Source organism: Sulfurovum aggregans, from assembly GCF_055385215.1.
In genome coordinates, this window is sequence record NZ_AP042387.1 from 872,894 (window position 1) to 887,410 (window position 14,517).

A 14,517-nucleotide genomic window follows, 5' to 3' on the forward strand; every position below is an offset into this window, starting at 1 on the left:
CGGGATGAGGGCAACCCGACCTACATTATTTTTTTTGTGCTACAAGTAACGTAGAGATCCCCATTGAGAAAGATTTAGTGTACTTCATCTCAAATCCTGTTTCTTCCAGCTCCTGTGCCAACATTTCTGTTGTTAAAAACTCTTCAATAGACTCCGGAAGATATTGATATGCTTCATAATTCTTGGAGATAAAACCACCAATCTTCGGTAATACTTTTTTCATTCCAAAATCCACAACTTTATCTAATATACCTGCTCGTTCTTGTTTGGTAAACTCCAGTATCATCACTATACCGCCTGGTTTTAGGGCACGGTAAAATTCTTCTAGAGCCTCTACTCTATCTACCACATTACGAATACCGTAAGATATAGAGATAACATCTGTACGCTCATCCTCAATAGGAAGCTCTTGGGCTTTTCCCTCTATAAACTCTGCAAAGTCGACTTTACCACGGGCTACATCCAACATTCCTACTGAAGGATCAACCCCAACATACTGCTCAATATTCACACCGTTTTTTTGGGCTTGTTCTTTCCAGTAAATAAGCAGATCCCCTGTACCTGTAGCAACATCAGTCACTTGACCTAATTCTTTTTTACCCAATATCTCAAAAGCTTTATCACAACCCTTTTTACGCCATTGGATATCAATCCCCATACTCAGCACACGGTTTGCCAGATCGTATGTCGATGCAATATCATCGAACATACCTACTATTTTCTCTTGTTTTTCCTGTTTATCTGTCAGTTTTTCAATGCCCAATTTGTCTACTCCATATCATCAGATCTACATCTTTTTTAGCTTGATGCAGAAACTGTAAATTCATTGTAGTATTATAGGTTAAATTGTTGGCAGACAGCTTAGGTGTTTGGTAAACAAGCAGCCAATCTATCTTATCTTTCAATGCATTCAGCATACCTTCTCCGCCTTCGACCATGATCAATGAGGGATTCTCCAGAAAGTCCAAACTGTTACTTACCCGCACTTCTCTGTTTGGTATATCAAATAGAGGTATCTCTCTGTCAAAGTCATCCTGTTTTGAATATATGACTACATCCGGTGCTTTGCCCTGTATGAATCTGCAATCCAAAGTAGGTCTGTCCACTCGTACTGTATTGCCGCCTATGAGTAATATATCACATACTTCTCTTAATTGATGGACATGAAGCAATGAAGCTTGAGAACTAAGGTACCCTCCACCGATCTTTCCGTTAGAGGTTTGAGCCAGTTTAAAAAATACAAAAGCCCTTTTTTGCCATATAATGAAAGGTTCAAGCAAAGCTTTGCATTCCTCCTCAAGCACACCCAGTGTTACGTTCTCTAATCTCTTCGATCCGCCATGATGCCCTTCTATAGGATCTTCTATACCAATAACAACCGAGGCTAAATTCAATGACTGCAGCAATGAGGCACAAGAGGGAGTTTTTCCTTCATGGGAACAGGGCTCCAATGTAACATAAATAGTACATGCACTAAAAAAGTCTTGAGGAAGGTTTAGAAGAAATTGATGTGCTTTTTTTGCATCAAAAATATCAAAATCTACAGTGGTTTGTGAAAGTGTTTCATAGGCTTTTAGCAGTGCCAGTACTTCAGCATGTGAAGTACCTGCTTTCTGATGTGCTTCTATGGCTAATATCCTGCCGTTTAAAGTTACTACTGCACCTACAGCAGGGTTCGGGTAGGTCAATCCCTGGTATTCCCAGGCCTTGTCAAGGGCAAGCTGCATATACGTTTCATCAAAATGCATACTCACCCCTTCAAGACTTTTATCTAATTCCAGTCAAAATATGTTTTTACCGTACCGAGTTCTCCATAAGAAAATGATTTTTCACCCTCTTTTGTCTCTATAACAATACTGTCACTGTCTGCACTTTTAAGTACACCTTTGAGTTTCTCACCACCCACTATCTTCAGCTTCAGTTTTTCACCTATGGCATTTTGAAAATGTACCGGTTTTGTCAGTTTTCTTTCTATTCCCGGAGAGCTCACTTCAAGTCTATAGGCTCCGCCCATAGGCGGATGTACATCCAGGAAAGGTGAAAGTTCGTGTGAGATCGTTGCACAAAGGTCAAGGCTTACGCCGCCGACTTTGGTTACTAATACACGAAAGATGGTTTCATCGAATTCTGTCACAATTTCTGTATCATACAATCCAGCACCGTTAGCTTCAACTATTTTGGCTATTTCTGTTTCAAGATTCATCACCGGACTCCTCACTCTCTTTAGCATCACTCTTTTTGGATTTTCTCTCTTCTATCTGCTTGAAAAGATCTTCTATACGGCTTACCTTTTCCAACTGATGGTCAAACTCAAATGTAAAACGCGGTGCTTTGAACCAGCCTTCACTCTGTTTACAGTGGTTCTGTATATATCCTGACACGATACGTAACTGTTTCAATGCTTCATTTTGCTCTTTTTCACTTAAAAAAGAGGTATCAAGATAGACTTTTGCATCAGATCTTCCTTTTGAACAAACAACATCCGTCACAGAAAGCCCGTTGATACGTTCATCATCAAGTGTAGCAAGCGCTTCGGGAATAATCTCTTTCAGTACAGATTCAACTCTGTGTCGCTTGATCTCTTCATGGGTCATCTTACAATGTCACCTGTTCTTCAACATCTTTAAAGGTCTCGATCACATCACCCTCTTTGATATCATTAAAGTTCTCAAGCATGATACCACACTCATAACCGTTCTTCACTTCTTTTGCATCTTCATTGAAGCGTTTAAGTGAAGAGATCGTACTTTCATATACGACCACACCGTCACGGATAAGTCTGGCTTTGGAGTTTCTGGTGATCACACCATCAGAAACCTTACAACCTGCGATCGTCCCTACTTTACCTACAACGAATGTCTCACGTACTTCTGCCTGACCTGTAACCTCTTCTTTGATCACAGGACTCATCATACCACCAAGCAGTGCTTTAACATCATCAAGAAGGTCATAAATGATAGAGTAGGAACGTATCTCTATACCCAACTCTTTAGATTTTTTCTTCACTGCACCAGTAGGACGTACATTAAATCCGAGAACTACGGCATGTTCACTCGCATCCGCAAGTGTAAGATCACTTTCAGTGACCCCACCCACACCTTCATGAATAATGTTGACTTTCACCTCTTCATTTCGAAGTTTCTCCAAGCTTCCTTTAATGGCTTCAAGTGACCCCTGTACATCTGCCTTGATGATCACAGGAAGTGACTTAAGCTGTCCTTCTGCAATAAGTGCTGAAAGGTCATCAAGTGTTGCTTTCGTACTCTTGGAGAGCTGTTTTGCTCTGTCATATTCTGCTCTTTTCTCAGCCAGTTCACGTACCTCTCTGTCAGTATCCATAGCAACAAGTATTTCACCTGCACCAGGTACTTCATTGAGCCCGACTATCGCTGCAGGAGTGCTTGGACCGATCTCCTTGACCGAGGATCCGTCATCAAGTTTGATCGCTTTGATACGGCCATAAGTCTTACCGACGATGACATTATCACCTACATGAAGTGTACCGTTCTTAATGATCACATTCGCTACAGGACCGAAACCTTTTTCCAAAGAACTCTCAACTACAACAGCTTTGGCTTTTCTTGTAGGATCAGCTTCCAGCTCCATGACCTCTGCCTGAAGCAGGATGGTCTCAAGAAGTTCATCAATCCCCATTCCTGTATGTGCAGATACAGGAACGAATTCATACTCTCCGCCCCAGTCCGCTGCCATAACATCCAACTCTGCAAGTTGTGCTTTGACATTATCCGGATTCGCAGCCTCTTTATCCATTTTATTGATCGCAACGATAAGCGGTACACCTGCCGCTTTGGTATGTGCGATCGCTTCTTTTGTCTGAGGCATAACACCGTCATCTGCCGCAACAACGATAATAACGATATCGGTTGCCTGTGCACCACGGGCACGCATCTCTGTAAATGCTTCGTGGCCCGGAGTATCGACAAAGGTGATTTTCTTTCCGTTCTTCTCTACCTGATATGCACCAACATGCTGTGTGATTCCACCTGCCTCTTTGTCTGCCACTCTGGCTGAACGTATCTTATCCAGTAATGAGGTCTTACCATGGTCAACATGTCCCATAATCGTAATAACCGGAGGTCTCTCTTCATGCTGTGTATCTTCTACCAGATCATATGCTTCTGCATAATCCAACTCATCCAATGGATTCATGGTAGTGACTTCTACTTCAAACTCTTCCGCAAGAATTTCAATCTCATCTTTGGAGAGAAAGTCATTTTTGGTCACCATCATACCAAGTGCAAAAAGTACTTTAACCACTTCACCTACAGAACGGTTTACCTTTTCAGCGAATTCATATACCCTTACATTTTCAGGGATCTCTACAGAAGTAACGACTTCTGCACTCTCTTCTTTAATATATTTCTTTCGTTTCCCGCCACGTTTCAGAGAACGTTTCTGTTGAGGACGGAACGGTTGTCTGCCTTTTACAGGTCCTCCATTTGCAGCTTCTCTTTTCTTTGCTTCTTCTTTACGTTTCTGCTCTTGTCTCATCATCTCTTCATAGATATTCTTGTCAGAAAAATCCAGGAGTACAACTTCTTCTTCTCCGAAACCTGAACTGATCTCACCACCCATACTTTCATGATTGAAAATATCTATTTTTGTACCGGAATCTCTTGCTTCTGCTATTTTTTTAGGCTTCTTTTTTGCAATATACGGTGTCTGATCACCCATAGAGATCTTGGTACCTGCTCTTACCGGTGCCGGTTTTGCCTTTCTGACGATTTTGATACCGCCACGGGACAATGTTCTTCTCTTTGGTTTTTCTGTATCTGCTGTTTCTCCTGCAGCCGGTACTGCTTCAGGTTCTGTTTTCTTACTGACAACAGAAATGCCTTTACGTTTTTTCACTTCTTTGATCACCGGTTTTTCAATAGGCTTTTCAATAGGCTTTTCTACAGGCTTTTCTACAGGTGTTTCAACGGTTTCTTTCACTTCTTCAGTAACTGTTTTCACCTCTTCTGCTGCAGCGGTCTCTTCTGTTACAGCAACTTTTTCACTCTCTTCTGCAGAAGTCTCCACGGTCTTTTTTTCTTCTTTTGTCTCAACAGCTTTCTTTTTCACTACTTTGATCTTTGATTTACTGCCCGGTTTCGTGAAACCTTTCGGCAATGTTCCGCTAATCGCATAATCTACGAGAATACCAGCATTTTCCATGCTGATTGTACTGTTGGCTGCTTTTACATCAAAACCTAATTCTTTGGCTTTGTCTAGCAAATCCCCGTTCGACAATCCCGCTTCATCTGCTATTTCTTGGATTTTAACTTTATCCATTCTTGATTAACTCCTTTAATATAATGCAACAAGTTGCATGAGCTGACTACTGTGTCAACTGTTTGATAATGGCTGCAAACTTTTCTTCATCTTGTTTGAAACGTTTACTCAGGCCCTTGATTTTTTTTTCATCTGTACTACAAATATCACAAAGGTAGAAACTTCTTCCTTTACCGTCAAATGCCACTATATCTTTACCCTCATGTCTTAATCGGATCAAAGTATTTTGAGGATGTCTGCTGCGGCAGGCGATGCACATTCGTACAGGCTGTGATTTTTTCATGCGTATTATACCTAAAAAGAGATTAAGCGTACAGCTTAACTTTTGGTTGTGACACCATTATTGTCTAAAGAGAGTGTAAAAACTCTAAACTGAGGGAAACGTGCCTGTAATGCTTGTGCTATTTTATCGGCATCTTTATCATAAGCAAGGTTGAAAAATGTAGAACCAGAACCTGAAAGGGTACTCATCAAAGCACCATGTTTTAATGCAAGTTTTTGTACATCAAAAAGTTCCGGCATCATTTTCATACGTCTTGCCTGATGCAGTTTGTCTTTAGATGCAATACGCAGCAGGTCCCAGGACTCACTCATAAAAAGTGCTGTCATATATGCTGCCCTTGAGAGAGAATAGACTGTCTCTTCCTTTCTGTACATCTTAGGCAGAACTGTACGTGACCTGGCAGTGGAAATAGTCCGATTCGGCACCACCACTACTGCCCGAAGGTAGTCAGGCATACGTCTTTTTTTACTATATACACGGTCCCCCTCGACACAGGCTACGTTAAACCCGCCCATGACTGCCGGTGTAATATTGTCTGGATGGTGTTCATAACGAAGTGCCTGGTTAAGGATCTCTCTTTTGTTATATCTTACACCCGCTGCCGTATATGCACCACTCAATGCTGCTACGATTACTGCGGAAGAACTTCCTAAGCCTCTTGAGATAGGTATACGATTATGAAATTCAAACCTGAAATTATCACTTCTGCCTGCAAGACGCTTATAGTTTTCGTTAAAGATACTTAAAAATAAAGAATTTTTTTTGATCTTGGGATTATCTGCGCCCTCACCATGTGTAGAGATACTTAAAAATTTTGAGGGTTTAATGATGATCTCATTTCTTAGATCTACTGCCAAACCTAAAGTATCAAATCCTGGGCCAAGATTTGCAGAGGTTGCTGGAACACTTACAAACATAAATAACTTCTTCCGCTAAACAGCCGGCAATATATACTCAGGGGTCGATTCTTCATCTATTTCAAGATCTTGAATACTTTGAGGCAATGCAAAGTCTGCATTTACCGGCTGTTCAAATTTTTTTGTAATTATAGTCTCTTTTTCCTTGATAAAATAAAGATTCCCTACAGCTTTGATAGGTTGCCCTCCATTTAAAGCAAAACCGCTACATCCCATACATTTGATACCCCGTATAATTTCTATGGTTTTAAGCATGATATAGGTAAGTTTTATAGCCATATAGGAGCCGGGGCCTCTTGTATAGATCATCATTGAAATTTCATATTTATTGATACATTCATTGATCAAAGGCAAAAGGACTTCAGAAGTTTTTTTATCACTCGAAATCGTTTTGATAAGTCTATCATCTTCATATACTCCTACAAGAAGCGGTGAAGAAATGGAGATGATAAGAAGTGTATATTTAGGCGAAAGATTTTGCAAATGCTCTACTTTGCAACTCTTCTACTGCTACAAGTTCATAATTCTTACTCTCTGAGAGCAGTTTACTTGTCAGTTGATAGTTAAGATTATGGCTCCCGGCAAAAGACTCATACTTTGCCAATATATTATGTCCCGAGACCATCATATCACCCATGGCATCCAGGATCTTATGTCTTGCAAACTCATTGTCAAAACGTAATCCTTCAGGATTAAGTACTTTATGATCATCCAATCCTATGGCATTTTGGAGTGTTGCTCCAAGTGCAAGATTTTGACTCTGTAAGTACTGGATATCTTTCGCAAATCCAAAAGTTCTTGCTCTTGCGATCTCTTCAACAAAATTGTGCGTACTAAACTCAAATTTTTCACTCTGCTCACCTATAACAGGGTGATCGAATTTGATTCTAAAATCAAATGTTGCACTGTCACTTGGTAAAAGCCGTACAAACTTATCACCATCTTTTATCTCAACGGGTTCTTTTACACAGATAATTTTCTTAGGTGCATCCAACTCTTCGATACCCGCTTCATCAAGTAAAAGACAGAACGAAATAGAAGAACCGTCCATGATAGGCATTTCATTCCCGTCGACGATGACACGCATATTGTCAATACCGTAAGCATACACGGCAGAGAGGAAATGTTCAATCGTTGAGATAAAACCTTTCTCACTCCCGATCACTGTAGCCATACGTGTGTCAATAACCGAAGAAGGAGAGAGTGGGATATTAAGTGCCAGATCTTCACGGTAGAACACGATACCCGCATCTGCACCCAGAGGTTCAAGCCTAAGCCTGATAGGCTCACCCTTATGCAAACCGATACCGATGACTTCAACAGATTTTTTAATCGTCCGTTGTTGCATTACTCTCCCTTTTCTAATTTTTTATTGCCGATATTATAGTGTAATATCGCTATGATTGCAAAGTATACCCTTTTAATATGAATTATTTATGTATTATTTCCCTGATATTATCTTGTCTGCTGCTTTGAATATATCATCTATATTTGTTTTGATCCAGCCCGGATCGAACCATTCGACAGGCCTTACTTCTATCCCCTGGATCAAAATACCAAAGTGTAAATGATCTCCCAGTGCCAGGCCGGACATACCGGTTTTTGCTATGGTCTGTCCGGTACGTACTTTATCACCCTCTTTTACAAGCAGCTGTGAACAGTGGCCATACAGTGTGTAAAGTCCCATCCCGTGATCGATCATCGGCATATTCCCATAAATACCGTTTTCATTGGCATACACCACGGTACCGGGATTTGATACTTTGATTGCCGCCATCTTTATACTGGCAAGATCATACCCTACATGATAGGAGTGGGATACTTCATTCTCTTTTGTCCCATAATAATAATGTCTTTCATCTCCGTAACTTGCAACCTTTGCACCGTTTTTAAGAGGATAGAATCTCTTCACTTTCCATGAGTCTATCATCTCCTTCGGGATCTTGGCACTTAATGTATGTATAAGTTCTTCATTCTTTAATCTCATAGTTTCATTGACCGCTCTAAGTTTTTCCAGTCTGTTATCGATATCTGCATACTCGGGATCACTTGAAGCAAGCTCTGAGATCTTGCCATCAATGAATTTATCCGTTGCTTTGATCCAGGAAACCCTGTATTTGTGGTTTTTAAGATAAAAAGGAATATCTGTCACACGCTTGTTCTTTGCCTTGTCTGTTGCAATGATCTTTGCCGAAAACCCGCTTTCTCTGAACGGCCAGGCAATAAGTGCTGCATAATACCCCTCTTTTTTATACGGCTGTGCCTGGAACTTTTGTCCTGCTGCCTCAATATAAAGGGTATCCGGATTTTCATCTTCTGCCTGAAAAACGACCAATGCACTCCCCCCTTGTGTAATACTATAGGAATTTGAGAGTACATTCACATTGGGACGCTTATGATCAACAGTGATATTGATGACCTTTTCTGCCTTATTGCCTTCCATCAGGTTCCATAGGCTGCTGTCATGTACAGACACTTTCAACATCAAATGTTTTACCTTGGGGTCAAGTGTCCTGCTTTTTGGATATTTGACCAGCAGAGTCTGTTCTTTGGCATTTTTTTCAAAATTCCCCTGCCCTATAATCAGACTCTTCTGTCCGTCACTTAAAATAATTTCAAAATTCTTCAATTCTCTATTATCTGTCAATTTGATCTTGAGAGGATCTTTACGATTCCAGAACATATTGTCACTGCTGTGTATAACAGGGGCCACTCTCTCAAACTCCGGAGCTGTATATACATATCCTGCCCCGGCAAGCAGACCCAACAATAACAATCCTGAAATGATCTTGCCTATACCTTTTTTACTCTTTCTACGTCTCATCCGTTAATCCTAATTCTTTTATCTTCTTTAAAATTGTATCTATACTTTCTTGTAAACCACTTTCTTTTATGATAAAACCTGCCGCAACCTTATGTCCTCCGCCGCCGAATACTGCTGCAACCTTTGATACATCCGCTGTTTTACTACGTAATGATATACGCACTCCATCTTCCAGTTCCATGGCAAAAAGTGCTATTTCCACTGTAGCGAGAGAGCGGGCATAATCCACAATACCTTCCATATCAGGTATCTGGGCACCGGTTGCAGCAATATCATCCTGTGTAACCATCAAAGTTGCTACTTTCCCCTCACAACAGAGTGTCAAATGTCCCAGGGCCCTTTCCAGTATACGCAAAGAACTCAATGATCGTCTTTGGGTAAAGTGAAACGCTACCCTGGCAGGTTCTACTCCGATATCCACCAACTCTTTTGCTACCTCAAATACCTCATGATCAACAGAATTTGTTGTGAAATATCTGGTATCCGACAAAAGTGCCGCATAAAAGCAGGTAGCCGCATTTGCTTCTATCGGATAAAGTATCTGAAAAAGTCTGTATGCTACCTGGGAAGCTGAAGCATATGCAGGTATCACGATATTCACTGTCCCGTAATACTGATTACTCTCATGATGGTCTATATTGATGATCTCTCTGCCTTCAAGATCAAAACCCAATCTGTCTATACTGCCGCAATCACATGAAATAATAAGACTTTCCTCAAAATCCATTTTATGTTTTATCTTCCCGAACAAAGGAAGAAAATCCAGATATCGTGGCAGCATGTTGGATGCATTGACTATCTCCACCCTTTTGTTCCTGTCTTGACTGAGTATATTAAAAATACCCAGGCCGGTACCGATCGTATCGGCATCCGGATTCAAATGGGTCAGTATGCTAATATTCTTAAAACGTTCCAAGCGCTCTTTTACTTCTCGAATAGGAAATCTTTGTTCTGTCATCTAGTCACTTTCCAAAAAGGGATTCTTGCATAAGTCGGAGTTTGGCATGATACATCATACCATAAGTATGTTACTCACGCATTACTCTACTTTCATAGACAGGTCTATCCAGTTCGCCTGATGAATAATACTCCCCGAACTGATCGCATCTACTCCTGTCATTGCTATCATTTTAATTGTATCAAGCGTGACATTACCACTGGATTCAAGTAAAATATGCGGATAATTTTTATTTCTATAGGCTACTACTTCTTTTGTCTCTTCCACAGACATATTGTCACACATCACAATATCAGCCCCTGCTTTCATCGCACGTTTGACCATCTCCAGACTTTCGCACTCTATCTCTACTTTTGAAGTAAAAGGAATTTTCAGGCGTACTTCTTTCATAAAGAGATCCAGATCATCTATAGTTTGCAGGTGTGTATCTTTCAGCATCAAACAGTCATCGAGTCCCATACGGTGGTTGATACCCCCGCCACAACGTACTGCATACTTTTCAAACTCACGGAGCAGCGGTCTGGTTTTTCTTGTATCAAGCAGCTTGACACCCGTATCTTTAATGGCTTCTACATACTGTGCTGTCAGTGTTGCAATGGAACTTGCATGAAGTACCATATCCAGGATGGAACGTTCTAATGAGAGAATGGTTTTAGAGTCTCCGGAGATAAAAAGCAATTTTTCACCTTTCTTAAACGTGCTCCCGTCTTCTACTTTCCATTCTAAAGTCAGATCATACATTTTTGCAAAAATATCCACATACTCCTGCCCTGCAAAGACACCGTTACTTTTGGCAATGATATATGCCCGTATCTGTTTACCTGTACTGATACGGGAAAAAAGATCTCCTCTGCCTACATCTTCAGCAACCAATGCTTTTAAAAATGATTCTTTTAACATTATTTTATCGCCAACATACGTTCTAATGCCAAATTCGCATACTTCACTGTATGCGGGTCTACTACAATTTCATTGATAGGCTTGTTATCTTCTATCGATTTTAGTGTAAGATACAAATCTTCCAGAGTTGTCTCATTCATGGTCGGACACTCAGGCTTGGTAGATGAAAGCACATAAGTATTTCCCTGTCTCATTCTGTTTACCAGGTTATACTCCGTGCCTATAGCTACTTTCTGCTCAGGATCGAGATCATTCACATATTTGATAAGCTGTGAAGTGGAACCGGAGAAATCTGCTGCAGCAACGATCTTTGGGTCACACTCCGGATGTACGGCTATCTTGATACCGGGGTATTTGTTACGGTAGAACTCTATGTCATCCAGAGTGAAAAGCTGATGTACTGAACAAAAACCGTTGAAACAGATAACATCTGCCTCTTTTGGATCACATTCTCCTACACCGATAACACACGATTTGAGTCCCATCTGAATAGCAAAATTCTGTCCGAGACATCTATCCGGAACAAAAAGGATTTTTTTACCACTCTCTAACCCTTTTTCAATGATCTTAAAGGCATTTGAAGAGGTACACACCATTCCGCCCATCTCTCCCACTTTTGCTTTCACTGTTGCATCAGAGTTGATATAGGTAATAGGCAAAATATTCTCTTTAGGGATACCACGCTCTACCATATAATTCACGGAATCATCAAAATAACTTCCATCTATCATGCGGGCCATGGCACAACAAGCCATTTTAGGCATCAATACACGTTTTTCAGGAGCGATCACTTTTACACTCTGCCCCATAAACCCTACACCGCAAAAAACTACCCATGGGTTTTTATCTGCTTTACATTTACGTGCAAGTTCAAGACTGTCACCTGTAATATCTGCCATTTCAAACACTTCATCACGCTGATAGTAGTGCGCGACCACTGTTACATCAAGTTTTTTCTTAAGTCTTTCTATCTCAGCTTTATAATCTATACTCATTCCTATCCTTAAATACAAGTATGTCATCCTCGCGCTTAACACGGGGATCCACAATCAAATATTCTATCAAATTGTAGATTTCCAATCAAATTGAAAATAACAAGAGGCTATATAATATAGCTATTTTATCAAAATTCGGTTAAAATTGCATGTATCAAGACTTAGTCTAATTTAAAATTACGGAATAAAAATGGATTTACTCAATCAAAATATATTACTTTATCTTACTGCATATCTTATTGCCGGAATTCCCTTCGGATACCTGCTTGCCAAAAAATTTGCGGGGGTGGACATTAAAAATGAAGGAAGCGGGAATATCGGAGCTACCAATGTACTGCGTGTCGTCAAGGAAAAAGACCCTGCTCTTGCCAAAAAACTGGGAGCAGCAACACTCTTTCTCGATGCCGTTAAAGGTATCGTTGTTATCTTGGTTGCCAAAATGTTAGGTGCTCCGGAAAGTGTACTTTGGACAATAGCTGTACTTGCTGTTGTAGGACATTGTTTCTCAGCATTTCTATTTTTCGAAGGGGGAAAAGGTGTTGCCACAGGCTTTGGTGTCTTTCTTGTAATGATGCCAATACCGGCACTAATTTCCATAGGTGTATGGCTGGGAGCGGGGAAAGGATTGAAGATATCATCACTCTCTTCACTGATAGGGCTGATTGCATTTATCATTGCATCTTATATCATGTATCCGGATGTACCCGGTATCGGTTCACATGCCCCTGTCTGGATCATTGCAATCATCATCTTCTATAAACACATTCCGAATATCATAAGACTCTTCAAAAAAGAAGAGGGAAGAGTATAAAATGACCATTCATATAGATGCTTTGGAATTTGATGTGATCATCGGTCTGCTTGATTTTGAACGGGATCGGCCGCAACGTATCATCATTGATCTGAAAGCCTCTTATGACTACAATGGTGAAAATTTCATCGACTATGCAGATATGGTCTTTTTACTGCAGCAGGAACTCAAAGAAAAACGTTATAGTCTTCTTGAAGAAGCTCTGCTCGGAGCAAAAGCCTTACTTTGTACCGCTTATCCTCATATACGGACACTGACACTTAAAATCTCAAAGCCGGATATTCTACCTCAATGCTCTGTTGCATTAAGCAACTCCTGGGAATTCTGAATTTCCATTCCAAATTTTTAAAAAACTTTCAGAAACCTTATTTTTATGCTATAATATTAAATATAACTTAAAGATAAAGGTTCGCTTATGAGAGTATTGATCATAGAAGATGAAGTCGGACTGGGTAAAACACTTTCCCAACTGCTCGCAGAAAACAGTTACCAATGTGATATAGCAGAAAATCTTGGCGATGCCAAATACTATCTTGACATTAGAAACTATGACTTGGTACTGCTTGGATGGGCTGAAACAGGCGGTAACGATATAGGTTTTATTTCTGAGATAAAAAAGAATGCACATAAAACATCTGTTATCGTACTCTCTGAACGTAAAGACAAAGAGAGTGAAATAGAAGCTTTACGTGCCGGTGCCGATGACTTCATCAGAAAACCTCTTGATCATGATATTTTCCTTGTACGTATCGAAGCAAAATTACGTTTTGGTGCTTCCAATATCATTGAGATCGACGACCTTATCATTAACCCCGAAGAAGAGAAAATCATCTATCAGGGGAATGAGATCGAACTTAAAGGGAAGCCTTTTGAAGTGCTTACCCATCTTGCAATGCATAAGGACCAGATCGTATCCAAAGAGCAGCTTCTTGATGCGATCTGGGAAGAACCTGAACTTGTTACTCCCAATGTCATAGAAGTAGCGATCAACCAAATTCGTCAGAAAATGGATAAACCACTGGATATCACAACCATCGAAACAGTAAGAAGACGCGGTTACAGATTCTGTTTTCCTAAAAAAATATCCTGATCCCACATACCACTCATTCAGGAAAAGAAGCGTAAAAACGCTTCTGCTCTTTCAAAAACAACCAAGAAAAAAAATTTTTATTCTATTTTAAATAAAGCATAAGCTTTGTTGGGTTATAACTCGTATAAATAACTTAATAGAGCATATCTTATAACGATAAATATAGCTCAAACAGAGGATAATATGGCCCTTTTAATAACTGATGAATGTATAGCATGTGATGCGTGTAGAGAAGAGTGTCCGAATGAGGCGATTGAAGAGAATGATCCGGTCTATCTTATTGATTCCGACCGATGTACAGAGTGTGTAGGTCACTTTGATGAACCTCAATGCATTGCTGTATGTCCTGTTGATTGTATTATCTCAGATCCTGACAATGTTGAAAATATTGAAGAACTTAAATTTAAATTTGAAAAGCTTCAAGAGGAAGAGTAAAAACAGATT

General features: G+C 40.1%; 17 protein-coding genes. 4 read left to right on the forward strand and 13 right to left on the reverse strand.

What is annotated here, in order from left to right:
• Positions 1–25: 25 nt before the first annotated feature.
• From ubiE to nadA, 13 genes are all read right to left on the reverse strand, one after another.
• The gene (gene ubiE, locus ACZ48W_RS04285; RefSeq protein ID WP_464830097.1) at positions 26–763 is read right to left on the reverse strand and encodes a bifunctional demethylmenaquinone methyltransferase/2-methoxy-6-polyprenyl-1,4-benzoquinol methylase UbiE; all 738 of its coding nucleotides are present in this window, start codon (positions 761–763) and stop codon (positions 26–28) included.
• Positions 753–1,748 (reverse strand): bifunctional diaminohydroxyphosphoribosylaminopyrimidine deaminase/5-amino-6-(5-phosphoribosylamino)uracil reductase RibD, encoded by a 996-nt coding sequence (ribD, locus tag ACZ48W_RS04290; RefSeq protein WP_464830098.1) that lies wholly within the window; start codon positions 1,746–1,748, stop codon positions 753–755. The genes ubiE and ribD overlap by 11 nt, the downstream gene beginning before the upstream one ends.
• 23 nt (positions 1,749–1,771) lie before the next feature.
• Positions 1,772–2,203 carry a ribosome maturation factor RimP gene (gene rimP, locus ACZ48W_RS04295; protein WP_464830099.1) on the reverse strand — a complete coding sequence of 144 codons (432 nt, stop codon included), beginning with the start codon at positions 2,201–2,203 and terminating at the stop codon, positions 1,772–1,774.
• Positions 2,193–2,594 (reverse strand): 30S ribosome-binding factor RbfA, encoded by a 402-nt coding sequence (rbfA, locus tag ACZ48W_RS04300; RefSeq protein ID WP_464830100.1) that lies wholly within the window; start codon positions 2,592–2,594, stop codon positions 2,193–2,195. The genes rimP and rbfA overlap by 11 nt, the downstream gene beginning before the upstream one ends.
• Position 2,595: 1 nt before the next feature.
• The gene (gene infB, locus ACZ48W_RS04305; protein ID WP_464830101.1) at positions 2,596–5,295 is read right to left on the reverse strand and encodes a translation initiation factor IF-2; all 2,700 of its coding nucleotides are present in this window, start codon (positions 5,293–5,295) and stop codon (positions 2,596–2,598) included.
• A 46-nt stretch (positions 5,296–5,341) separates the two neighbouring features.
• A complete protein-coding gene (locus tag ACZ48W_RS04310; protein WP_464830102.1) occupies positions 5,342–5,578 on the reverse strand; it encodes a DUF448 domain-containing protein in 237 nt (78 codons plus the stop codon).
• Positions 5,579–5,613: 35 nt separating this feature from the next.
• Positions 5,614–6,495, reverse strand: a complete 882-nt coding sequence (gene thrB, locus ACZ48W_RS04315; protein ID WP_464830104.1) for a homoserine kinase — start codon at positions 6,493–6,495, stop codon at positions 5,614–5,616.
• 15 nt (positions 6,496–6,510) lie between these two features.
• On the reverse strand, positions 6,511–6,978 hold the full coding sequence (locus ACZ48W_RS04320; RefSeq protein ID WP_464830105.1) for a hypothetical protein: 468 nt from the start codon (positions 6,976–6,978) through the stop codon (positions 6,511–6,513).
• On the reverse strand, positions 6,959–7,843 hold the full coding sequence (gene lpxC, locus ACZ48W_RS04325) for a UDP-3-O-acyl-N-acetylglucosamine deacetylase (protein ID WP_464830106.1): 885 nt from the start codon (positions 7,841–7,843) through the stop codon (positions 6,959–6,961). The genes ACZ48W_RS04320 and lpxC overlap by 20 nt, the downstream gene beginning before the upstream one ends.
• 93 nt (positions 7,844–7,936) lie before the next feature.
• Positions 7,937–9,319 (reverse strand): peptidoglycan metallopeptidase Pgp6, encoded by a 1,383-nt coding sequence (gene pgp6, locus ACZ48W_RS04330; protein ID WP_464830107.1) that lies wholly within the window; start codon positions 9,317–9,319, stop codon positions 7,937–7,939.
• Positions 9,309–10,277, reverse strand: a complete 969-nt coding sequence (locus ACZ48W_RS04335) for a DHH family phosphoesterase (RefSeq protein WP_464830108.1) — start codon at positions 10,275–10,277, stop codon at positions 9,309–9,311. The genes pgp6 and ACZ48W_RS04335 overlap by 11 nt, the downstream gene beginning before the upstream one ends.
• A gap of 81 nt (positions 10,278–10,358) precedes the next feature.
• Positions 10,359–11,177, reverse strand: coding sequence for a carboxylating nicotinate-nucleotide diphosphorylase (nadC, locus tag ACZ48W_RS04340; protein WP_464830109.1), 819 nt, complete (start codon positions 11,175–11,177; stop codon positions 10,359–10,361).
• Positions 11,177–12,172: a quinolinate synthase NadA gene (gene nadA, locus ACZ48W_RS04345; RefSeq protein WP_464830110.1), complete on the reverse strand. Its 996-nt coding sequence runs from the start codon at positions 12,170–12,172 to the stop codon at positions 11,177–11,179. Before nadA ends, nadC begins: the two co-directional genes overlap by 1 nt.
• A gap of 190 nt (positions 12,173–12,362) precedes the next feature.
• On the opposite strand from nadA, the gene plsY reads away from it, so the two are divergent.
• The 4 genes from plsY to ACZ48W_RS04365 all read left to right on the forward strand — a co-directional run bounded on the left by plsY (position 12,363) and on the right by ACZ48W_RS04365 (position 14,508).
• Positions 12,363–12,983 (forward strand): glycerol-3-phosphate 1-O-acyltransferase PlsY, encoded by a 621-nt coding sequence (gene plsY, locus ACZ48W_RS04350; RefSeq protein WP_464830111.1) that lies wholly within the window; start codon positions 12,363–12,365, stop codon positions 12,981–12,983.
• 1 nt (position 12,984) lies between these two features.
• Positions 12,985–13,311 (forward strand): dihydroneopterin aldolase, encoded by a 327-nt coding sequence (locus ACZ48W_RS04355; protein ID WP_464830112.1) that lies wholly within the window; start codon positions 12,985–12,987, stop codon positions 13,309–13,311.
• 87 nt (positions 13,312–13,398) lie between these two features.
• Complete coding sequence (gene hsrA / locus ACZ48W_RS04360) at positions 13,399–14,073, forward strand: homeostatic response regulator transcription factor HsrA (RefSeq protein ID WP_464830113.1); 675 nt, start codon at positions 13,399–13,401, stop codon at positions 14,071–14,073.
• A gap of 183 nt (positions 14,074–14,256) precedes the next feature.
• Positions 14,257–14,508 carry a YfhL family 4Fe-4S dicluster ferredoxin gene (locus tag ACZ48W_RS04365; RefSeq protein ID WP_464830114.1) on the forward strand — a complete coding sequence of 84 codons (252 nt, stop codon included), beginning with the start codon at positions 14,257–14,259 and terminating at the stop codon, positions 14,506–14,508.
• The last annotated feature ends 9 nt before the right edge of the window (positions 14,509–14,517 follow it).